17 protein-coding genes are annotated in these 21906 nt (G+C 61.2%); 3 read left to right on the forward strand and 14 right to left on the reverse strand.

Annotated elements, in window-relative coordinates; genetic code table 11:
• Positions 1–54: 54 nt before the first annotated feature.
• Positions 55–426 carry a hypothetical protein gene (locus F0P96_RS05245; RefSeq protein WP_151077776.1) on the reverse strand — a complete coding sequence of 124 codons (372 nt, stop codon included), beginning with the start codon at positions 424–426 and terminating at the stop codon, positions 55–57.
• Between the two features lie 312 nt (positions 427–738).
• Here F0P96_RS05245 and F0P96_RS05250 point away from each other — a divergent pair, with 312 nt between their 5' ends.
• The 3 genes from F0P96_RS05250 to F0P96_RS05260 all read left to right on the forward strand — a co-directional run bounded on the left by F0P96_RS05250 (position 739) and on the right by F0P96_RS05260 (position 4602).
• A complete protein-coding gene (locus tag F0P96_RS05250; RefSeq protein ID WP_151077777.1) occupies positions 739–2820 on the forward strand; it encodes a family 20 glycosylhydrolase in 2082 nt (693 codons plus the stop codon).
• A 65-nt stretch (positions 2821–2885) separates the two neighbouring features.
• Positions 2886–3752, forward strand: a complete 867-nt coding sequence (locus F0P96_RS05255) for a hypothetical protein (protein WP_151077778.1) — start codon at positions 2886–2888, stop codon at positions 3750–3752.
• A 232-nt stretch (positions 3753–3984) separates the two neighbouring features.
• The gene (locus F0P96_RS05260; protein ID WP_151077779.1) at positions 3985–4602 is read left to right on the forward strand and encodes a 3'-5' exonuclease; all 618 of its coding nucleotides are present in this window, start codon (positions 3985–3987) and stop codon (positions 4600–4602) included.
• 642 nt (positions 4603–5244) lie between these two features.
• Here F0P96_RS05260 and F0P96_RS05265 read toward each other — a convergent pair.
• The 13 genes from F0P96_RS05265 to F0P96_RS05325 form a co-directional block, all read right to left on the reverse strand.
• Positions 5245–9045, reverse strand: a complete 3801-nt coding sequence (locus F0P96_RS05265) for a hypothetical protein (RefSeq protein WP_151077780.1) — start codon at positions 9043–9045, stop codon at positions 5245–5247.
• 121 nt (positions 9046–9166) lie between these two features.
• Positions 9167–12871, reverse strand: coding sequence for a sensor histidine kinase (locus F0P96_RS05270; RefSeq protein ID WP_151077781.1), 3705 nt, complete (start codon positions 12869–12871; stop codon positions 9167–9169).
• A gap of 121 nt (positions 12872–12992) precedes the next feature.
• A complete protein-coding gene (locus tag F0P96_RS05275) occupies positions 12993–13376 on the reverse strand; it encodes a DUF983 domain-containing protein (protein WP_235917393.1) in 384 nt (127 codons plus the stop codon).
• Positions 13377–13386: 10 nt separating this feature from the next.
• On the reverse strand, positions 13387–13641 hold the full coding sequence (locus tag F0P96_RS05280) for a hypothetical protein (RefSeq protein WP_151077782.1): 255 nt from the start codon (positions 13639–13641) through the stop codon (positions 13387–13389).
• 50 nt (positions 13642–13691) lie between these two features.
• The gene (locus F0P96_RS05285) at positions 13692–14252 is read right to left on the reverse strand and encodes a DUF420 domain-containing protein (protein WP_201743865.1); all 561 of its coding nucleotides are present in this window, start codon (positions 14250–14252) and stop codon (positions 13692–13694) included.
• Positions 14239–14793: an SCO family protein gene (locus F0P96_RS05290; RefSeq protein ID WP_160620427.1), complete on the reverse strand. Its 555-nt coding sequence runs from the start codon at positions 14791–14793 to the stop codon at positions 14239–14241. Before F0P96_RS05290 ends, F0P96_RS05285 begins: the two co-directional genes overlap by 14 nt.
• A 123-nt stretch (positions 14794–14916) precedes the next feature.
• A complete protein-coding gene (locus tag F0P96_RS05295) occupies positions 14917–15267 on the reverse strand; it encodes a cytochrome C oxidase subunit IV family protein (RefSeq protein ID WP_151077784.1) in 351 nt (116 codons plus the stop codon).
• Positions 15268–15358: 91 nt separating this feature from the next.
• Positions 15359–16105, reverse strand: a complete 747-nt coding sequence (locus F0P96_RS05300; RefSeq protein ID WP_151078290.1) for a cytochrome c oxidase subunit 3 — start codon at positions 16103–16105, stop codon at positions 15359–15361.
• 44 nt (positions 16106–16149) lie between these two features.
• Positions 16150–16737 carry a cytochrome c oxidase subunit 3 gene (locus tag F0P96_RS05305; protein ID WP_151077785.1) on the reverse strand — a complete coding sequence of 196 codons (588 nt, stop codon included), beginning with the start codon at positions 16735–16737 and terminating at the stop codon, positions 16150–16152.
• 91 nt (positions 16738–16828) lie between these two features.
• Positions 16829–17704: a heme o synthase gene (cyoE, locus tag F0P96_RS05310; RefSeq protein ID WP_151077786.1), complete on the reverse strand. Its 876-nt coding sequence runs from the start codon at positions 17702–17704 to the stop codon at positions 16829–16831.
• A gap of 52 nt (positions 17705–17756) precedes the next feature.
• Positions 17757–18845 (reverse strand): COX15/CtaA family protein, encoded by a 1089-nt coding sequence (locus F0P96_RS05315; RefSeq protein WP_151077787.1) that lies wholly within the window; start codon positions 18843–18845, stop codon positions 17757–17759.
• A gap of 105 nt (positions 18846–18950) precedes the next feature.
• Positions 18951–20807: a cytochrome c oxidase subunit I gene (locus F0P96_RS05320; RefSeq protein WP_151077788.1), complete on the reverse strand. Its 1857-nt coding sequence runs from the start codon at positions 20805–20807 to the stop codon at positions 18951–18953.
• A 29-nt stretch (positions 20808–20836) separates the two neighbouring features.
• Positions 20837–21898 carry a cytochrome c oxidase subunit II gene (locus F0P96_RS05325; protein WP_151077789.1) on the reverse strand — a complete coding sequence of 354 codons (1062 nt, stop codon included), beginning with the start codon at positions 21896–21898 and terminating at the stop codon, positions 20837–20839.
• Positions 21899–21906 lie beyond the last annotated feature (8 nt).

Below are 21906 nucleotides of genomic sequence, written 5' to 3' on the forward strand. Positions count from 1 at the left end.
AAGGCCTCGCCGAAATTCGGCGGGGCCTTTTTGTGTTGGGGCGTTCCTGTGCGCTTAGGCGCCTTCGGGGCCGTGGTGGGGGTTGGCCGGCTCGTTGGTGTCGATGTTCTGGGTGCCGCTCTGGCGGAACCGCTCGTCGCCGCGCTTGGTCTGCGAAGCGTCTTCGGGCGGGGTTTCCTGGCCGTAGCGCGGCTGAAAATTGTTGGCCGTTTCGCCAACGACGGCGGTGCCGCCGGGTACGCCGCCAAACTCGCCGTAGTTGGGGCTGCTTTGGTGCGGGGCGTGGGCTTGGCCGGTGGGCTGCTGGGTTTGCTGCTCGTGGGGCAGGTTATCGGCGTCGGCGGTGCCGCGACGCAGGTTTTCGGCCTCCTGGGAGCCTCGCAGCTCCGAAAATTCGTCGGGGTTTTGGTGTTGTTGAGTAGCCATGGTTGCGGAGCCGGACTATGGGGTCCGGTTCCAAGGCTTACGCGAAACCCGCCCGGCAGGTGACGAAGCCGCCTGTTTTTCGGCTACTCGGCGCGGCCGGCTGCTTGCTGGGCCAGCTTCTTCGCAACCCGCCCGCAACAGCCCGGCGCTGTGCATGAACAGTTCTTACTCATACCCATTCCGCCTCCAATGCCCCAAAGCGGCGTTGCTACGCCCGGCAATCAGATTTAGTGGGCTCCAGCAAATAGCCACTGTAGTCCTTTCGGCAAAGAAATTGCGCGCTGCCGAGGCATTTCGCCGTAAACTCGCCTCATGCTTCGTCTGCTGATTCTGTTCCTGCTACTGCCCTTCTTGTCTTTCGCCCAAGCCCCGGCCGATACCCGCCAACTCATGCCGGTGCCGAATATCGTGCAGTGGGGCAGCGGCCGCCTGGCCTTGCCCGCCGCGTGGCGCGTGCGCATTGCCACGGATACCGACCCGGCCGTGCGCGCCGGGGTCGAGCGGTTTAATACCTGGCTCAGCACCCAGGCCGGCGGACCCAAGCGGCTCCCATCCAGCTTCGTAACCGGTGGCGCGGCCGAGCTAACCGTGACGTATAGTGCGCCGCTGCGGGCCACACTCAGCAACGACGAATCGTACTCGTTGCAGGTTACGTCGGCGGGCGTAGCGCTGTCGGCACCGGCGGGCATGGGCGTGCTGCGGGGCTTGGCTACGCTGCAGCAGCTGCTCACGCGCGGGCCGAAAAACGCACTATATTTCCCCGAAACCACGATTCTCGACAAGCCCCGCTTTGCCTGGCGTGGTTTGCTCATCGACGCGGCGCGGCACTTCATGCCGGTGTCGGTCATCAAGCGCAACCTCGATGCCATGGCCGCCGTGAAGCTGAACGTGCTGCACTGGCACCTCTCCGACGACCAAGGCTTTCGGGTGGAAAGCAAGGTGCTGCCGCGGCTGCACGAGGTGGGCGGCGCCAACGGCTACTACACCCAGGCGCAGGTGCGCGAAATCGTGGCCTACGCGGCTGCCCGGGGCATCCGGGTGGTACCCGAGTTCGACGTACCCGGCCACACCACGGCCTGGATTGCGGCTTACCCCGAACTGGCCTCCAACGACTCGACCTACGGCGTGTCGCCGCGCTGGGGCGTGCTCAACATTGCCATCGACCCCACCCGCGAATCGACCTACCAGCTGCTCGACAAGGTGCTGACGGAGATGAGCGCGCTGTTTCCCGACGAGTACTTCCACATCGGCGGCGACGAAAACGACGGGCGGCAGTGGCGGCGCAACCCGCGCATTGCGGCCTGGATGCGCGAAAACGGCTTCGTGAAAGCCGCGGATAACAAGCAGCTCGACAAGCACGCCCTGCAGACCTATTTCAACCGGCGCATGCTGCAAAAGCTCAACGGCCTGCACAAGAAGATGGTGGGCTGGGACGAAATTCTGGGGCCCGACTTGCCCGAAAGCACGCTCATCCAGAGCTGGCGCGGGCAGAAGGGCCTCGTGGAAGCCGTGAAGCTCAAGCACCAGGCTTTGCTTTCCAGCGGCTACTACCTCGATCTGAACTACTCCGCCGCCGCCCACTACGCCGTCGACCCCATTCCAGCCAACACCACCCTCAGTAAGGAGGAGCAATACCTGGTGCTGGGCGGCGAGGCGGCCATGTGGGCCGAGTTTGCCGATTCCGTCATCGTCGATTCGCGCATCTGGCCCCGCGCCGCGGTGGTAGCCGAGCGGCTTTGGTCGCCGGCTTCGGTTACCAACGTGCCGGATATGTACCGCCGCATGGCCTTGGTGTCGGCCGAGCTGGAAACGCTGGGCCTGCAGCACCGCCGCGCGCCCGAGCAGCTGCTGACGATGATGGCCGCCGGCCACGACGTAGCGCCGCTGCGCACCTTGGCCAGCGTGCTGGAGCCGGTGAAAGACTACAAGCGCCACTTTCAGGGCTTCAAGTACACTACCAGCACCCCGCTCAACCGTTTGGTCGACGCGGCCCCGGCCGAATCGGAGGCGGCCCGGCAGTTTAGCGTCACGCTCGACAGCCTGCTGCGGCAGCCGCGCGCGGCGCAGGGCCGGCTGTCCAGCGCGCCCGAGGCCCGGCGCCTGTTGCGGCGCGTGCAGGCGCAGCTGAAAACCTGGCAGCAGAACGACGCCCGCGTGCAACCGCTGCTCAAAGCCAACCCAAGCCTGCAGGAGTACGCCCCGCTGTCGGCGCAGCTGAAAACCGTGGCCACGCTGGCCCTGCAGCGCCTCGACCAGCTCGAAAAAGGCCAGACGCCGCCCGCCGATTGGCTGGCCGCCGCCCAGAAGCAGCTGGACGCCGCCAAACAGCCCGCCGGGCAAACCGAATTGGCCCTGGCCACCAAGCTCGGCAAGCAGCTGCTGATGCTGCCGTAGCCAAGCCGCGCCAAACTGCGTAGGTATGGCAGCCACCTTGCCGCCTTCGGGTGCTGTTATCTGCTATGCCGTTTTCTGCCCGCCGCTGCGCCGCCGCGCTGCTCCTGTTTTTTCCCCTGGCCTGCCAACGCGGCGAAACCGAACGCGACGGCCCGACCGAAACCGTAGCGCCTACCGAAACGGCCGCCGTGCTGGCCCGCCGTCTCAGCCCGCTGCTGCGCGGCGTGTGGGTGCGCGCCGAGTACCTCGAAACCCTGCAGCGCACCCGTTCGCCCCAGGCCGCCGCCGGGCAGCTGCGCGATATCGTGGCCCTGGCCATTAACCCCGCTCGCCGGGCCGGCGACAGTTTGCTGGTGGAAACCAACCTCAACAACCACGAGGCCGGGCAATTTATGCTTTACTTCCGCCCCGGTCGCAAGGCCGCGTCCCTGCCCACCAGCCGCGTCGATTACGACAGGGAAGGCGGGTTCTACGAGCTGGCCTACGTCACGTCGGGCACCGATACCACGCTGCAATACCAGCACTTCAATAAGCGCGAGAAGCCGCTCGAAACCCTTTCCTTCCGCCGAGTGCGGGGGCTGACGGCTGCGCCCGGTGCCACCGCCGAAGCCGTGCAGCGCGTGGCCAACGCGGTGCTGGCCGGCTCCTACACCGCCCTCGATTCGGCCGGACGCCGCAGCCGGGTACGCCTGCGCCCCGACGGCACCGTGCAGGGCCTGCCGGGCGTGCGCAGTTTCCGCTTAGCTACCGACTTTGCCCAAACCCTGGCCAACGACCGCGACAACCTGCTGCTGAACCCCGGCAGCAAGCGTCCGCAACTCTGCACCTACACCCTGCGCGGCGACACGCTGCGCCTCTACGCGGCCCGCATTGTGGAGCCCGAGCTGCGCCAGGGCCACCTGCGCTACACCCTGGTGCGCCAGCGGCCGTAGATTGAGACGCATATTTGCGTCTCAATCGTTGAACGACTCACGCTATGATGATTTCCTACACGGGGCGGCCGCTGAGACGCAACCGAAGGACGGAGTTAGTCAAGTAGGCGTCACTACCACCGGGCGGCTAATTGCGGGCGGCGTTTTTTACCCCGTGGGATTATGACTTACTTCGGTTTGGCATTGCCGGCACGTGGCCGTTGTGTGCCCGTATCCGGTACCTACCCGCCCCATGCAGCGCAAGATCCAGCAAGACCTCGACGAGCTTAACTTCACCGCCATCGACTTTGAAACGGCCACCGAGAAGCGGCACAGCGCCTGCTCCATTGGCATGGTGCAGGTGCGCGGCGGGCAGATTGTAGAGCAACGGCAGTACCTCATTCGGCCGGTGGAGCTGCGGGTGTCGCCCATGAACTACAGCATCCACCGCATTTCACTGGAGCAGCTGCGCACGGCCCCGCAGTTGCCGGAGCTGTGGCCGCTCATCGAGCCGTTTCTGCACGAACAGCTGGTGGTGGCCCACAACGCGTCCTTCGACATGAGTGTGCTCGACCACACCCTAGCAGCCTACCAATTGCCCGCGCCCCGCTGCCACGCGCTGTGCTCGGTGAAGCTGGCCAAAGCGGCGTTTCCCGAGCTGCCGCGCACCCGCCTCAGCGACCTAGCCGCGCATTTCGGCTTGGAGCTGAACCACCACGACAGCCTCTCCGACGCGGCCGCCTGCGCCGAAGTAACGCTGCGCGCCCTACGCAGCGGCCACCCCTTCACGTTCTCCTTTGCCCAACGCGAGCTGACAAAGGGCATGGGCACGAAGCCGCGTACGGCGCAAGCTTGGCGCGGGTGGCGCTAAACGGCAGGCGGCCTCTCGCCCGTCATGCTGAGCTAGTCGAAGCATCTCTCCCGCTTCGTTGAATGTCAGAAATCTTTCGCAGGACTTTTGGGCTTTGAATATGGATAAATAGGCTCTGAAGTAGGGGTGTATCTTTACCTCTCTCCACATCTATATCCACCTCAATTCGTGAGTCTATTCTTTCGCGCCATTGCGTTTTTCGCTCAGGTTTTACGAAAACTTGGTGCCCGTTCCCCCTTGATTCAGCTATTGCGGTGGTCTGCACGATACAGATTTCCTTGCTGCTTCTGATACTCACAGTCATCAGCATCGCCCGGCAGCATAGGATGGTCAGCAAGCCGCAGTTCATTCTGTTGACCTGTGTGCTGATAGTGTGCAATTATTATTACTTCGGGAAACGCAAAAAACGAATTCGAACCTATCAAATAGAAACCTTCGACGGCTTGCATGTGGCTGTTGGCATCGCGCTTTACTTTGCTCTAACGGTTGGAGTGCTAGCTCTAATAATACCGATCGGGAAGCTTCTCACTGCCGAATAAGCTATGGGTGGAGGACAGATTGGCGCAGGTAAAATAGTTTCTAAAGCTCCAACGAAGCGGTAGAGATGCTTCGACTAGCTCAGCATGACGGGCGAGTTACCACTTAAAACAGCACCGACACCTGCATCCGGCCGGTGTGCACCACGCCCAGGCCGTTGGCTTTGCGGCCGTCGTAGTTCAGGGCTAGGTTCAGGCCGTTGCTCAGGCGCTGCTCCACGCTCAGGTTCCAGGTGAGGTTGTTGCCGGGGCGCAGGGCGTTGAGGATTTCGAGGCCCACCACCGAGGCCGGGTCGCCTTGGAAGGCCACGCGGGTAAAGCGCGTGGCGGCCGAGAGGGTGCGCTGGCTCACCTGGCTGATGCGGGTTTCCAGGCCCAGCTCGTCGAAGGTGCCGCGGGTATCGGCCTCGGCGCCGCCGGCTAGGGTGTTTTTCTTGGTGGTGCGCAGGTAGGTGCCCGTGAAACGGAACACGCTGCCGGGCTGGTAGCTCAGCTCGGGCGCCCACTCGTACTGCTCGATGCGGAAGTTGCGCGGGATGAGGTAGGTGCTCTGGCTTTCCCGGATGCTGCGCGTGCCGGTGAGGCGGCTGGTGAACGACTGCGAGAGGTTGCGGCGCAGCAGCACGCTTTGGCTGGCCAGGTTGCGGGTGTCGGTGCCGGTGGAGAGCAGGCTTTTCTGCTGGGCCTGCTGCACCGTGAATTCGGCCCCGAAGATGGGGTTCGAGCGGTTGAAGTACACGGTGTTGCGCAGCAGCTTGTTGAGCGAAAGCAGCGTGGCCTCGTCGGTTTGGTAGGCGAAGGGGTTGAGGCGGGCGCTCAGGCTTTTGTCGGTGGTGCGGCGGTCGAGCGTGACGGTGCTCAGGGTGCTGAGGCGGGCCACGGCGGCGCGCCAGCCGGTGCCCTCGCGCCAGCCACGCGGGGCCGCCACCGTCAGGCGGTAACCGAAGCGGTTGGTGAAGGCAATGATATAGTCGTCGGTGGGAATGAACACCTTGATGTGGGTGCGGTAGACGGCGTCGGGCGTTTGGGCCTCGAAGAACTCGTCTTTCTGCTGCTGCCCGTCGAAAGGGGCCGCGTCGCGCCAGTAGTGGGTGCCGCCGTAGGGCACTGGCACGTAGGAGTAGTCGCGGCGCAGCTCGCGGCCGGTGGCCACGCTGTAGGTCAGCTCCGAGCGAACCTGCTTGTTGAGCAGCGAGGCATTCCAGCCGATTTGGCCGAGCACGGTACGCTGCCGGGCCGAGTCGCGGGCGGCCAGGTCGCGGTAGGTGGCCAGCAGGTTCAGGTCCTGGTTCGGGCCGAGGCGGGTGGTGAGCGTGCCCTGCACGGTTTGGGCCTGGGCGCGCGGGCGCAGCTGGGTTTGCTCGGCGTTGGGCGTCTGGTCGCGGCGGTAGGTGTAGTCGAGGCGGTAGTGGGTGCGGGCCGTGTCCTGGCTCTGGATGAACACCGCGTGCTCGTCGAAGTAGTTGGCCGACTGGATGGAGTCGCCGGAGGGCAGCTGCACCCGGTTTTTGTCGAAACGGTAGGCGTAGCCGGGTACGATACGGCCCCTGGTGTAGCGCACGGCGGTTTCGCCGCGGGCCCAGGTGCTGCGCTTGCGGCCGGCGTCGGCGGCCAGCACAAACAGGGAGCCGCGCAGCTCCACGTCGCCGATTTTCTGGGCCGCATCCAGCCAGTGCTGCAAGCCGCTGACCTCGCCCGCCCGGTAGCGCCGGCTTACGCGGTAGCCGAAGTTGTTGTCGGCATCCTTGATGGCGCCCACGGCGAAGTTGAGGATGTTGTCTTCGCGCGGCGTGCGGGTATTACCCACACCCAACTGGCTGTTGCCGGTGCTCCAGTTGCGGTCGAACTCAATGTCGCGGTACCGGTCGATGGGCGCAAACCGGGCACTGGTGTACTCGTAGTCGAGGGCCGAACGCAGCTTGTAGCCCTGCACCACTGGCAGGTTGCCCAGCTTCGACCCGAGGACCTGGCTCAGGGGCCGGTCCTGCACTACGTAGCCCACGCGCAGGGCGCGGCCCTGGTCTTGCTCGGGCGAGAAACGGTTGAGGTCGAGCTGCGAGGCGGCCAGGTCCACGAATACCGAGGCCGTAGGGTCGAGCCGGTAGCTGGCGCCGGCCGTTACCAGCTGCTTCTGCAGGGGCGTGGGCAGCTGCCGCTCGGCGCGGTAGCGGCCCTGGCGCACGCCGTTCTGCGGCGCCCGGTACTCGTACACCCGCCCGTTGGCTGACTGGTAGGTGGCGCTCAGCACGTAGTCGCCGTTGCCCTGCCCCACGTCGGTAAAGCGGGCTCCGTATACCTGCCCGCTCAGCGAATCGGTGGCGTACACGAAGATGTCCTGGCCGGTAATGGGGTCGGTCCGGCGCAGGTACTGCACCTGGCGGCGGTCGTAGGTGACGGGGGGCGCGCCGGGCACCGACACGAGGCTCACGTTGGCGGGCGTGTTGCGCAGCAGCTCCTTGTCGTCGTCGCTCAGGTTGAGGTTGGGCGAGTTGTCAGGGTTGTCGGCTTCGCGGTAGAAGTTGGCGTGCAGCTGCAGGCGGCCGGCTTCCTGGTAGTGGCTCAGGTGGTAGAGCGAGCGGGAATAGTTGAAGTCGGAATACTCGAAATCGATGCGGATGCGCGAGTTGCTGGTGATGAGGTGGCGGGGCGAAAACGTAACTTCGGCCGTGTTGTAGTCGATGACGTAGTCGTTGTCGAAGCCGCGCAGCAGCAGGCGGCCGTCGAGATACACCCGCTCGGAGTTGGCCAACACAATGATAAACTGCTCCCCATTGGGCCCGCGCAGTCGGTACGGCCCCTGCACGTTTTCGATGGGCGGCACGACCAGACTGGCAAACTTGCCCTTGGCCACGCCGGCCGCCACCGTGGTGCTGCTGCGCAGCGGCCGCAGCCCGCGCACCTCGGTTTGCACCGTCTGCTCCCCGGCCCCGCCCGCGGCCGGCTGCGTCACGTTCACCGATGGACTTCCCCCCTGCTCCGGCGACAACGGCGGCGTGCCCACCCCGGGCGTGCCGAGCGTTGGGGCGAGAGGGTAATACGGATTGGGCAGCGTGACGCCGGGCTGCGCGGCCCCGGCGGCGGTGCTCATCAACCCCAGCTTCACACCGGTATTCACTTCCACGGCCGCGCCCTGCACGTTTTTGTAGAAACGCAGGAAGTAATCGGGCTTGTTGCGCAGCACCACGTCGCCGGCCGTCAGCGTCCAGTTCGGGTGCGTGAGGGTGATGAAAATACGGTCGAACTCCTGCAGTTGCTGGGTGTTGCCCTCGGGCTGAAAGGGCACGTTCTGGTCCGAAATGTTGGCCGTGAGGTTGATGTTGTCGGTGAGCTTGCCTTCGAGCTGCAGGTTTAGGGCCGAGTTGACGAATACGTTCTGGGCATTGCCGAAGGAAATGCCGCGGGTGAGGTTGCCGGTTTTGTTGATGCCCGGCGTGGCCAGAATCTGCTCTTTCTGAGTGAAGTCGCCAAAGCCGAAATCGGGCCGGGCGTGGAAACCCACGGAGTCCATGAGGCTGCGCGGCCGCCGCGCCACCGTGGCCGACAGCCGCAGCGGCAGCACGCGGTAGCACACCAGTACCGAGTCGGGCCGGTTGGTGGCCAGCCGCACGTCGGCCTGCCCCGCCTCGGGCGAAGCCACCCGGCTGCTGGGCCACACGATGCGGTAGCGTCCCGTGCGCGCATCGTAACCCACTGCGCGGCCGTCGACAGCCACCGACGACGGCACGACCGTGAGCGTGTCGTTGAGCACAAAATCGGTAGTGTCGCGCCCCGCTGGCACCCGCACCCACGCGCACCGGCGCGACGACGGCACCGTGCCCGGCCGTACCTGCCCGAATGCCCGCACGCCCGCCGCCAGCAACGCCAGCAGCAGCACGGAGCAGACGAAACGGGGTAAGCGGTGCGGCATAGAACGGGCGTGGGCGCGCGGCAGAAGCAAATAACGTTCGGCAAGCTAACGTCGTGTACGACCGGAAAAGTCCCCGCAGCGGCCGGTGGCTACCTCCTGGCCTTTGGCACCGTTGGCTGCATTACTGCGGAGCCAGCGGCAGGTCAATGCAGAAAGTGGTGCCGACGTCTTCCTTCGTCTCAAACCAGATGGTCCCGCCGGCGCTTTCGATGCCGCGGCGCGCCACAGCCAAGCCGATGCCCGAGCCTTTTTCCTTGGTGGTAAAGTTCGGCCGGAACACCTTCTCGCGCACGTCGTCGCTCATGCCCGCGCCGTTGTCTTGGATGCAGATGCGCACGTAATCGGGCTTGGGCAGCTCGATGCGGGCCACCACGTGAGGCTTGCGGCCCTCGGGAATTGCCTGCAGGGCGTTTATGAGCAGGTTGTTGAAGGTGCGCACCAGCAGGTTTTCATCGGCGTACACAATGAGGTGCTCCGCATTTTCGGGCAGCTCCAGCGCCACGTGCTGGTGCAGGGCCACGCAGCGGCGCAGCACCTCGGCCACGGCCAGCTTCTCAGGGCGCATGGCGGGCAGGTTGGTGAAGTTCGAAAACGAGGTGGCAATGTCCGTCAGCACGTCAATCTGCGTGATGAGCGTCTGGGCAATGCGGCCGATGAGGTCTTCGAGGTTGTCGCGCTTTTCTGTGAGGGCCCGCTGCAGAAACTGCAGACTCAGCTTCATGGGCGTGAGCGGATTCTTGATTTCGTGGGCCACTTGCCGCGCCATTTCGCGCCAGGCGGCCTCTTTTTCCTGCATGGCCAGCTCCCGCTTGCTGTCTTCCAGCTTGTGGAGCATGGTGTTGTACTCGCGCACTAGCAGCCCAATCTCGTCGTTCGACTCGTAGCCCAACGGCTCGTTCTGGCCCGTGAGGGTGGTATGGCGCAGCTTTTCGGTGATGACCTTGAGCGGGCGCGTGAGAAAGCGCGAGGCCACAAACGACAACACCAGAAACAGGATGAACATCACGGTGAAGATGTTCAGGATGGTCGTCGTCAGCTCCGTGAGCTTGGTGTTCAGCTCCTTGGCCGAGTCGAAGAACGGAATGCCCACGTAGCCGATAACGGCCCCTCCGCCCGGCGACGCCGACTCGGCCCGCAGCGGCAGGTACAGCGCGTTGAAGGAAAGCGTGCCGGCCCGCTCGGTAAGCAGGATGCGCGGCTGGCCGTGCTCGGCCAAAGCCACTACGGCCTGCGGGTTCATCAGGCTGCTCAGCAAGCCGGCCTCGAAGATGAGCGGCTGGCTGCTCACCAGCAGCTGCCCCTGCTCGTCGTAGAGGTTCAGGTCGGTTTCGGTGAGGGTCGAGACATTTTCGGCCAGTTCGGTAAGGCGGTTATGCTTGGTCGAGTCGGCCAGAAAGGCGCGGTTCTTCAGTAGGTTCTGCTGGGCCAGCTGCCCGCGCCGCTCGTAGCTGCGGCGCAGGTCGCGCTTGTAGGTGTCGGTGAACAGGCTGGCCGTGGCCAAACTCACCACCAGCAGCGGCACCACAATCCCGATGTTGAGAAACAGCTGAATCTTGGTGCTGAAATTGGTGCGCAGCACCGTCAGGCGCGGGCCGCGGGCGAAGAGCAGGTAGAGCAAAGCCGCCACGAGCATCCCCGCTAGATGCAGCAAAAACCAAAACGAGAAGTTGGCCAGCCACTCGGCCGCCGCATATGTGGCCGACGACACCACCACCACGCGCTGCTGCGGGCCGCGCACGCCCAAGTGGTGTACTTTGTTGACAACCACCCCGGTTGTGTAGAGGCGCGCATCCGCAAACTGCGCCAAGGGGAAATTATTGGTGTAGTCGAAGTCGCCTTCGCTGTACACCAGGCGCTGGTCTTCGTAGCCGGCGTAACTCAAATCGGAGCTTACCGTCGGCTGGAAGTATTTCTGGTCGACGAGCAGTTCGGGCACAACGCTGTTGGCGGTCAGCTTCTTCAGCGCCAGTTCCAGCAGCACCGTCGATACGGTTCCGTTCACGGTGCGCACCGGCACGAAGGCGGCGTAGCGCCGGGTATCGAAAGAGCCGCCCGAGCGCAACAGGTAGACATTGGGCAGGTCGGTGGCCGAGGCTTGCCGCAGCAGCCGGGCCCGCACCTGGGCCAGCTTCGGGGCGGCCGCATCGGCGTTCATTTCGTTGCCCGCCGGGTCGTAGAGGGTGGTGCGGGCTTCGTACTTGTTGAAGTAGCCGCGCAGGTAGTACTTCACGATTTTCTGCCGCACCACGTCTTGGTTGTCGAAGGCGCTGGCCAGCTTGGTCCGAATGAGCGGATCGGCGGCAATGTCGCGGGCACTTTCCGCCAACAGAAACTCGCCTTGCAGGTCGTTGTCCACGAGCAGGTTGCCGGCCAGCCGCTGCTTGTTGAGCAGCAGTTGGTGGTCGAAGTGTTCGTAGAGGGCCACCGCTCCGGTGGTGGCGCTCAGCCCGAGTAACAGAAAGAAGAACAGGTACAACTGGTACGGCAACACCGCTCCCGCCGGTCGCAGCCCCGTCAGTCGGATAACCAGAAAAAACAGCAGCGTAAGGCCCAGCAAACCCGAAGCCGCTTGATCGTTCCAGAAGCCCAGCAGCGCGAACAACACCCCGAAAGTCGCCAGCGCCAACGCCCCGATCAAGCGCGTGCGCGGGCGCACCGCCGCTTCAAATACCTGGGCCAGAATCCAGAAGCCAATCATGTAGCTGCCCGTGTGCAACACAATGGCCAGGCACAGCAGCAACTTGAAGCCGGAGAACTGCGTGTTCTGCGTGATGTCGAGCACCAGTTGCGAGTTGCTCACGCAGCTGAGGTAGAATTCGTAGAGCGTGACCAACAACCCGTAGAACGTTAGCACGGCCACGGCCCCTACCGCCACCCACCGGCTCGGCTGCCCCAAGCGCCGGATGTAGCGCACCACCCCGTAGCGCCGAAACAGCAGCAGCGCATACCACGCGACGGTGAGCAGGTAACAGGCGTTGATGAGCAAGTCGCCGAGCGACGGCGACACCCACGAAGCGGCAAACACCCGCGGATCGAACAACGGGAGTTCGATAAAGGAAAACGGTAGCCCGAAGTACAGCAGCACTGCCCGAAACACGGTGAGTGGCACCACCATGGCCAAAGCCCCCAACAACGGCTGCCCCTGCAGAAACTCCTGCCGGGCCAGCCGCAACCACCCCACCACCGACAATACGAGCCCTAGAATGAGCAAGCCCAGCGGCACGTATTTGCCGGCTACGGGGTCGGGTTGGAGGTCGTCGAGGTACAGCAGCAGCTTTCCATCGGAGCTTTGAAGCTGCGGCAGGCCAGTGTAGCTCTTGCCCGCTGCGGGCGGCACTACGTGCAAGCCCTTAAAAAGAGCCCGCTCAGAGCCTTCGCGCAAGTAGCGGTTGCTGATGCCGTAGCGGCGCTCCAACGGAATATAGGTCAGGATGACGTACGGGCCCACGGGCTGGCGCAGGGCCAGGTAGTAGCCGAAGCGCATTTCCACCAGCTTCTCCCGAAACGGCTGCGTCACGTTCTCCGGCTCGGGCTGAATCGTATGGTCGGACCAATACAGCAGCCGCTCGCCTCGAAAAACGAAGGTAGGATAGGCACACTCCTGCAAGTCCTGAAAACTGCCGGCGCCTTTTCGCAAGCGAATTGCCAGCGTGTCGGCGTCGCGTCGGGCATCCTGCGTGGCGTTGTGCAACAGCTGTTGCAAGGCTGTTACATCGGAACGCTGCAGAACTCCTTCTCCCGCGGCGTAGCGGTTGCTCACGTAGGCCCCGACAAAGCAGAGCAACGCCAGCAACAGTAACACGATGGGAAAACGGGTTGATTTCACGCAGCAAACAAACTAATATGACAGCCTTCAGCCGCAAAAGAGCCTTGACCGGACCGCTTTAAAAGCAAAAATGCCGCCAGCAGGCAGCATATACGCAAATAGCAAGCGGGGAATCGAGAAGCTACTGCTCTCGACCGGCGTACTTGGGGTCGTAGCACGTTCCGCCAAACCAATACAGCATCAGCGCACGGGCGTACCGAAACAACACCGGCGTGAGCAGCACTACTACGCCCGCCACGGCCGCAATGTACACCCACACCGCCGGATCGTGGGCTAGAAAATACACCAGGATTCCGGTAAGAACGACTACGCCCACAGACAGACCGTAGCTGATGTACATGGCGCCCCAGTAGAAACCCACTTCCGGTTCGTAGTGCAGCCCGCACACGGGACAAGCCGTAGGCATGTCATCGAAATGCTGCAGGTTGAGGGCGCTGTGGGTGAATAGCCGACCACGGCGGCAACGCGGGCACTTCAGGCGTAGCAGCGCCAACGGCGCAGACATGGCCATTGCCCTAACGAGCGGCCGCCTGTCGCTTTTTCAACTGGCTGTTGCGGTACCAGAAATACCCCACCGAACCAATGAGCACATAGGGCACGGCCATTAGGTACAGAATACCCGAGTTCAGCCCCGAAAAATCGTAGGCCTTTTCCTCCGAAGTACGACCCGACTCCACGTTGGTTTTGCACATGGCGCACTGGGCGGCGGCCAGTTGCGGCGCGGTGCTAAGCGTGAGGGCGAACCATGCAGCTACGAACGACTTTCTCATCCCTTTTGAAACACCTTTTGGGCAGTTAAGTTTCCTGCAGACCGCGCTGGTTAGTGCTGGTAGTACGGTGAAATCATGAGGTACACCACTACCCCGGTTACCGATACGTAAAGCCAGATGGGAAACGTCCAGCGGGCAATGCGGCGGTGGCGGGCAAACTGATTGGTCAGGGCGAAGTACAGCGTAAATAACACCAGCCCCACCGTTACAGCCGCCAGCACAATATGCGTCAGCAGCACGAAGTAGTAAATGCCGCGCATCAGTCCCTCGCCGCCGTAGCGCGTGGTTTGGGCCTGCGAGTGGTACACCACATACGACACCAGGAACAGCGCTCCGAGCACGAAAGCAGTACCCATCATGGCCCGGTGCTGCGCCACTTTTTTCTGCCGAATGAACACGTAGCCGATGACCAGAACCAAGGCCGTCAGCGAATTCAGCACGGCATTCACGGCGGGCAGATAGCTCACGTCGAGGCCTGCTACGCGAAACACCTGCGGGAAGTAATACAGAACGGCCACAGCAACCGGAATAATAAGGCCTAGGGCCAGCATTCCAATTTTGTAGGCCTGCGGCGTGGCCGGCGCGGCAACGCCGGAGTTAGTCGTGGTCATAAGTGTAAAGCAGTACGCGGATTTCAGTGATGAGCCGGTCCACCTCGCGCGCATCCAAGCCGTCATAGATGCCGCGAATGTGCTGGTCGCGGTCGACGAGCACGAGGCGCTGGCTGTGTACGGAACCGGCAGCCGGCCCAATGGTTGCGGGGCCGGGCTCCCCCACGCGGTACTCATGCAGTGCCAAATGGCGGATGCTGTCTTGCGGACCGGTCAGAAAAAACCACTTACCCGCAATGGCCCCGTATTCCTCGGCGTAGCGCGCCAGTACCGGCACCGAGTCGTGCTGCGGATCGATGGAGTACGACAGCAGCTTGACGCGCGGCTCGGCGCGGTATTTCTCCTGCACGCGCTGTAGCTGCGCATTCAGGCGCGGACACACCTGCGGGCAGGTAGCAAAGAAAAAACTGGCGACGTACACGCTGCCCTTCAGGTCGCCGGGGGCCAAGCTGCGTCCCGACTGGGTTTGCAAACTCCCCGGCGCGACCCGATGAAAAACAGTATCGCGCTGCCACTTACCTCCCGCCTGCGTGGAATCCACACGACTGGGATAGTAAGTGCGTAGCGCGAAACGGTTGGTGCCGAACGTGGTTAGAAACACGAAGGCCAGGACCGGCACAAGCAGAATGAGGCCCAGAACGAGAACTTGCTTGGGCCGCATTCGCTATTTGTAGGCGTTGAAAATAGACTCGCCGACGAAGCTACCTTCCGAAATCAGTGCCACCAGCAGCCAGATGAGCAAAGCCATCGGTACCAGAATGGTCCAGATCAGTCCTTTGGTTTCGTGGCGCAAGTGCATAAACTCGGCAACGATAAAGAAGGCTTTGAAGATGGTCAGGATGATGAAGATGCTGTTGCGCAGCGTGCTCGAGGGCATGGTGAAAGCCAGCAAGAACTCGAAAGCGGTAATGCCGACAATCCAAGCCAGAGCCTTCAGAATGGGCTTTACGTTCGGCTTGCCGTGGTCTGCAGCGCCGTGGGCGTTGTAGTCAGTTTCAGGGGCGTGATGAGCCATTTCGTTGAATGGTTAGATGGTTAAATGGCTAAATGGTTGATGGTTCTGCTGTCAGAACGACCAGCCATTTAGCCATTGGGCCACTTGACAATTAAATTAGGTAGAAGAAGGTGAAGACAAAAACCCACACCAAGTCTACAAAGTGCCAGTAGAGGCCGATTTTCTCCACCATCTCGTAGTGGCCGCGCTTGTGGAAGGTGCCGTTGGAGGTAGCAATGAATGCCCACACCAGCAGGCAAAGGCCCGAGAATACGTGGGTGCCGTGGAAGCCCGTGATGAAGAAGAACAGGTCGGCGAAGAGCACCGGACCGTATTCGTTTACCGTAAGGTTGGCGCCAAATACGGTGCTGCCGTCGGCCATTTTCAGGCCATGCTCGCTACCGGTGATAAAGTGGGTCCATTCCCACGCCTGGCAGCCCAGGAACATGCCCCCGAATAGGATGGTCCACAACAACCACTTTTGCACGTCGTCTTTGTCCATGCGGTGGCCAGCTTCTACAGCCAGCACCATGGTCACCGACGACACGATGAGAATCATCGTCATTAAGGCCACAAACGCCAGCGGAATATCGATGCCGTGCAGGCCGGGGAAGGCGTTGAATACTTTCTCCGGAATGGGCCAGTGGGCCGTGGAGAAGAAGAAATCATGCGCTTTGCCGACGTAAGCAAGGTGGCGGTGACGCACCATACCGTAGGTGGTCAGGAACGCCGCGAACGTGAAAGCATCCGACAGCAGGAAAAACCACATCATCAGCTTGCCATAGCTAGCCTTGAAGGGTTCGTTGCCGCCGTCCCAGGTACCGGTGCGCGGTGCCTCAGCCGTGGCCGCAGTTTGCATTGCCGCGTGTGGAATGGCCATAATGAGCGTGAAAAAAGACGAAACTAGTGGTTCAAAAGTAGGAACAAATACAGGTACAACCAAAGCGCGCCGAGGAAGTGCCAGTAGATGGCGCCGTTGGTAATAGCCATCATGTTGCGGGAGTGGACCTTAAAGCGCAGGCTTTTCAGCAACACCACCAGCACGAACACCAAGCCGGTAACCAGGTGAAAGGCGTGCACGCCCGTCAGCACGTACAGAAACGAGCCGGACGGATTCGCATCAACGCCACCAAAGAAAATCTTGTTGCGTACCAGCTCGCCCCACACGTTCCATTGCCCTACGAGAAAAGCCAAGCCCAAGGCCAGCGTAGCGAACAGCCCGATTTGCACGCGCTTCAACTCGTCGCGGCGGGCTTCAAACCACGCCCACTGCATAGTGGCGCTACTGGCTACGATGAGGATGGTGTTTACGAGCAGGCCGTTGGGCAAGGTGTATTCCAACCAGTTGCCTTCGCCCCGGCGCACAATGTAGGCGCTGGTAAAGGCAGCAAACATCATGGTGATGCTGACAATCATCAGCCACAACAGGAACCGAAGCGGGTGAATACCGCTGCCGGGCTGCTTGTTGCTAAGCGTTTCGGAAGAATGCATGTCGTATCAGGTATTGAGTGTTGATTGTTGAAACGGCCGTCCCAGCCGCGGGCATGAACAATGGCCCTTTCTCTCAATCAACAATCCGCTTTTAAATTTTGTCAAAAACCAAGGCTATCTGCACAATAGGCAGATAGAGAAACGAACCAAACATGATGCGCATGGCGGCTTTTTTGGTGCAGGTGCGCATCAGGTAAAGGGTTTGCATCAGAAACAGCACGCCGCAGACCACGGCAATAAGCGCCGAGGTTTTGCCCGTCATGCCAAACTGCATGGGTAGCAAGCTCAGCGGTATGAGCAGCAGCGTGTAGGTCATTATTTGGAACGCCGTGCGCAGGTCGCGGCCACCAGGGGCCGGGAGCATCCGGAAGCCGGCTTTGCGGTAGTCCTCGTCCAATACCCAAGCAATGGCCCAGAAGTGCGGGAACTGCCACATAAACTGGATGCCAAACAGAATCCAAGCACCCATGCCCAATTCGCCGGTCAGGGTGTTGGTAGCGGCTACCCAGCCAATCATAGGCGGCAAGGCGCCGGGAATGGCACCTACAGCCACGCAGATGGGGGAAATCGTTTTGAGCGGCGTGTAAATGAAGCCGTACAGAATGAGCGAAATCAGCGACAACGCGGCTGTCAACGGATTGAAGTACAAGCCCAGCAGCGCCAAGCCGGCTATGCCGGTGAGCCCAACAAACACCCACCCCTCAGCCACCGACAGCACACCTTTGGGCATGGGCCGCTTGGCAGTGCGCTTCATCAGTTTGTCGAGGTCTTTCTCGTAAATCTGATTAATGGTGTTGGCGGCGCCCGTCACCAGCATACCGCCCAGCATCACCAGCAGCGCCCCAACCCAGTGAATTTTCCAGCTGAACTCGTGCTGTCCGAGCATATAGCCAATGGCAGCCGAAAAGGACACCGTTAGCGAAAGACGGAACTTGAGCAGTTGGAAGTAAGCCCTGACTTTGGTCATCAGTGGTTAAAACAAGCGAGCCTGTGTAAAGGCTCCGAAACGGGCCGCAAAGTTACGCAACAACGCCCGGATACCGCTCCAACCGCGTCACTTTCACAGCCTGCCGGTAGCGAATGAGTGCGAGGAACTGCAGACCAAACAGCAGCGTGCCCAGTGTGAGGTGCACCGGCTGCACAGCAGCAGGCACAGCCAGATAGGCCAATACAACACCCGCCACAATTTCCAACCCAATAACCACCATAATGGCCACTGCCAAGCGCTGCAGCCGGATGTTCCGACTGTGGTATAACTGCCAAGCGGCGTAGGCATTGATCAGGAGCAGCACCAGCGAGAATGTGCGGTGGACTTTAAAAGCACCGCCTAACTCGGCTATCCATTGCTCGCGGTGCAGATAATTCAGGCCAAAGGCAATCATGTCGATTTGCTCCCGCACTTGCGTACCGAGCAGGATCTGCCCAAACGTCAGCAGCGCTGCTGTGGCCAGCACGACGGCCAGCCCACGCGCTTTGGGTATGCCCGCTCCAGACTCCCCTCCTAGTCCCTGCTTATCGGCGCGCACAAGGGCCCATTCCAGCAGTGCTACCAGCACCAGAGCCAATGCCATATGAATGGTTACCAACTCGGGCAGCAAGTTGGTGGAAACGACCAATGAACCCAGCCAACCTTGGATGCCTACGGTGATAAAACTCACAAAGGCAGCCCAGAATACGAGCGAATCGCGCCGCAGAAAGGGCCAAGCGGCCAGCACCGTTGCGAAGATGAATACACCAATCAAAGCGCCCAGCAGTCGGTTGACGTACTCAATCCACGTTTTGGTAGCATTGAAGTCGGTGTCGATATACTGCGTAGGGTGCGCAAACAAATCGGCGGCTACTTGCTTGAAACCGAGTTTCTGCAACGTTCCGGCGACGCGCTGGTTTTTGGCCACACGCTGCGCGGTGTACACTTCTTTGTAGTTCGGCGGCAATTGGCTGGCTTCGGTAGGCGGCACCCATTGGCCGAAGCACTTAGGCCAGTCGGGGCAGCCCATGCCAGAGCCGGTGCTGCGCACGATGCCTCCTACCAGAATGAGCAGGTAAACGGCCACGATGGTCAACGTGGCGGTCAGCCGAAAGCGGCGGACGAAAGCAGGTTGATTCATTTGCGTAGTCAAAACAGCGTAGGGCTCGGAAGTTCCGGCCACACACGGTCAAAAAGAAAGGGAAACCCTGCGCGGATTTCCCTTTCGGTGAGCTGTGAAGCTCGATTATTCCATTTCCTTCTCGTAAGGCAGGTTCGACGACACCGTCTGCGAGTAGGGCACGTTCTGCGGAATGAAATCCGACTCTGAACCCGGCTTGCTGTAGTCGTAGGGCCAGCGGTACACGGCCGGAATCTCGCCGGGCCAGTTGCCGTGACCAGGCTCGATGGGCGTTGTCCACTCCAGCGTGGTCGAACGCCAGGGGTTTTCGGTGGCGCGACGGCCGCGGAAGATGCTGTAGATGAAGTTAAACAGGAAGACGAACTGCGCGAAGAATGCCAGGATGGCGGCAATCGAAATAAACGCGTTCAGGTCGGCGAACTGGTTGAACATCTCGAAGCCCGTCCAAGCGTAGTAGCGGCGCGGGAAGCCTGCAATGCCCACGTAGTGCATCGGCAGGAAGATCAGGTAGGCCGAGGTAATGGTCAGCCAGAAGTGCACGTAGCCGAGCTTCTCGTCCATCATGCGGCCAAACATCTTGGGGAACCAGTGGTACACCCCGGCGAACATGCCGAAGAACGCCGACGAACCCATTACCAAGTGGAAGTGAGCTACCACGAAGTAGGTATTGTGCATCTGAATGTCCAGAGCGGCGTTGCCCAGGATGATACCCGTCAGACCACCCGAAATGAACAATGACACGAAACCGATAGCGAACAGCATGGCCGTGGTGAAGCGGATGTTGCCGCGCCACAATGTTGCCAACCAGTTAAACGTCTTCACCGCCGAGGGAACGGCAATGATGAGCGTCAGGAACATAAACACCGATCCAAGGAAGGGGTTCATGCCGGTGATGAACATGTGGTGAGCCCACACAACAAACGACAGCAGCGAGATGCCCAGCAACGAGCCAATCATGGCGCGGTAGCCGAAGATGGGCTTGCGGGCATTCGTGGCCATTACTTCGGACACGATACCCATGGCGGGCATGATTACGATGTACACTTCGGGGTGACCCAGGAACCAGAACAAGTGCTGGAACAGGATGGGCGAACCGCCAACGTGGTTGAGTGCTTCACCGCCGATGTAGATGTCCGACAGGAAGAACGAGGTACCGAACGAACGGTCGAAAATCAGCAGCAGGGCAGCCGAAAACAGTACCGGGAACGACAGCACACCCAGAATAGCCGTCAGGAAGAACGACCAGATGGTGAGCGGCAGCTTGGCCATCGACATTCCCGCGGTGCGCAGGTTGATGATGGTGGTGATGTAGTTCAGGCTACCCAACAGCGACGACACGATGAACAGCGCCATGGCTACCAGCCACATTGTCTGGCCCAGGCCCGAGCCGGGAATGGCTTGGGGTAGAGCCGACAGCGGCGGGTAAATCGTCCAGCCAGCCGAAGCAGGACCGGTTTCGAGGAACAGCGAGATGAACATGATTACGCTCGACAGGAAGAAGAACCAGTACGAGAGCATGTTCAGGAAGCCCGAAGCCATGTCGCGGGCGCCGATCTGCAGCGGAATAAGGAAGTTCGAGAACGTACCGCTCAAACCAGCCGTCAGCACGAAGAACACCATGATGGTGCCGTGCATTGTTACCAAGGCTAGGTAGAATGCGGGGTCAAGCTTGCCGCCCTCTACCCAGCTGCCCAGAATAGGCTGCAGCCATTCCAGCGTAGCCTCGGGCCAGCCGAGTTGCAGACGGAAAATAGTAGAGAGCGTAGCGCCGATGAACGCCCAGAAAATCCCCGAAATCAGGAATTGCTTGGCAATGACCTTGTGGTCGGTGCTGAAGACGTACTTCGTGAGGAAGTTGCCTTCGTGGTGCTCGTGCTCGTCGTGGTGGTCGCCGGTGGCGTGATGCTGCACGTGCGGGGCTTCCTGCGCGTGGGCATTCGTCGGGATATTGGTAGCAGCCATTAGGGACGCGTGCTTTAAGTAGTTACGGGTTACAGCGAAGCCTTGGCTTCAATAGCCGCGGGCGCAGCCGCCGTTGCTTCTTCAACCGACCCAGCCTGATTCTGTTTCAGGTTGGCCAGTACCTCGGGGTTCTGCTCCACAAACGGCTTCTGCTGGGCATACCAAGCTACGTAGTCGTCCGGCTCGTCCACGATGATGTTGAGCTTCATAGCGAAGTGGCCGCGGCCGCAGATCTGGTTGCAGGCCAGTTCGTAGTTGAAATTCGGGTTACCGGTTTGGCTCCGCATTTCGTCGGTCGTTTTGGTCGGCGTAAACCAGAAGCGAGTGGGCATACCCGGCACCGCGTACATCTGCACGCGGAAGTGCGGCATGTACACGGCGTGCAGCACGTCGCGCGAACGAATCTTCAGCAGCACCGGGTGGCCTTTTGGCACGTGGATTTCGCTGGCCGTGAAGTCGTCTAGGTTCTTCTGGTCGTTGAAATCGAGGCCCATTTCATTCGTGGCGTCGATCATGCGGAAGTTGGAAGCACCCAGCTGTTGGTCACGACCGGGGTAGCGCACCATCCAGTTGAATTGCTTAGCGACTACTTCCAGCACTACCGAATCTTTGGGAGCCGGACCAGTGATGCTGGTCCATTGCTTCCAACCACCGAAAATCAGGCCCGACATTACAATGGCGGGAATGACGGTCCAGATGATTTCAATCTTGTTGTTGTGGGCAAAGAAGTACGCCCGACGGCCCTCGCGGTATTGGTACCGGTAGGAGTAAACAAACAACGCAACCTGGGTGATGACGAACACGATGCCGATGATGAGCATGGTGGTCCAGAACATCCGTTCCAAGTGCGCCCCGTGAACAGAGGCAATGGGCGGGTTCATCTTGTCCCAGTTGGCCACGAACGAGTAGGCAAAAGCGCCACCGCCCACTACCATGAATACCAGCATCAGGATGGCATTCACCCGGTTGCTAAGGCCAATTTCACGCGAGTAGCTACCCGAGAAAATGGAAGTCAGAACTTGAAGCCGGAACAGCAGGCCGAATACGACCAGCAGCAGTACCAGCGCCAAGAGAATACCGAGAGCAATCATTACTTGGA

Origin of the sequence: Hymenobacter busanensis (assembly GCF_008727865.1) — a bacterium.
GTDB classification, from domain to species: Bacteria; Bacteroidota; Bacteroidia; order Cytophagales; family Hymenobacteraceae; genus Solirubrum; species Solirubrum busanense.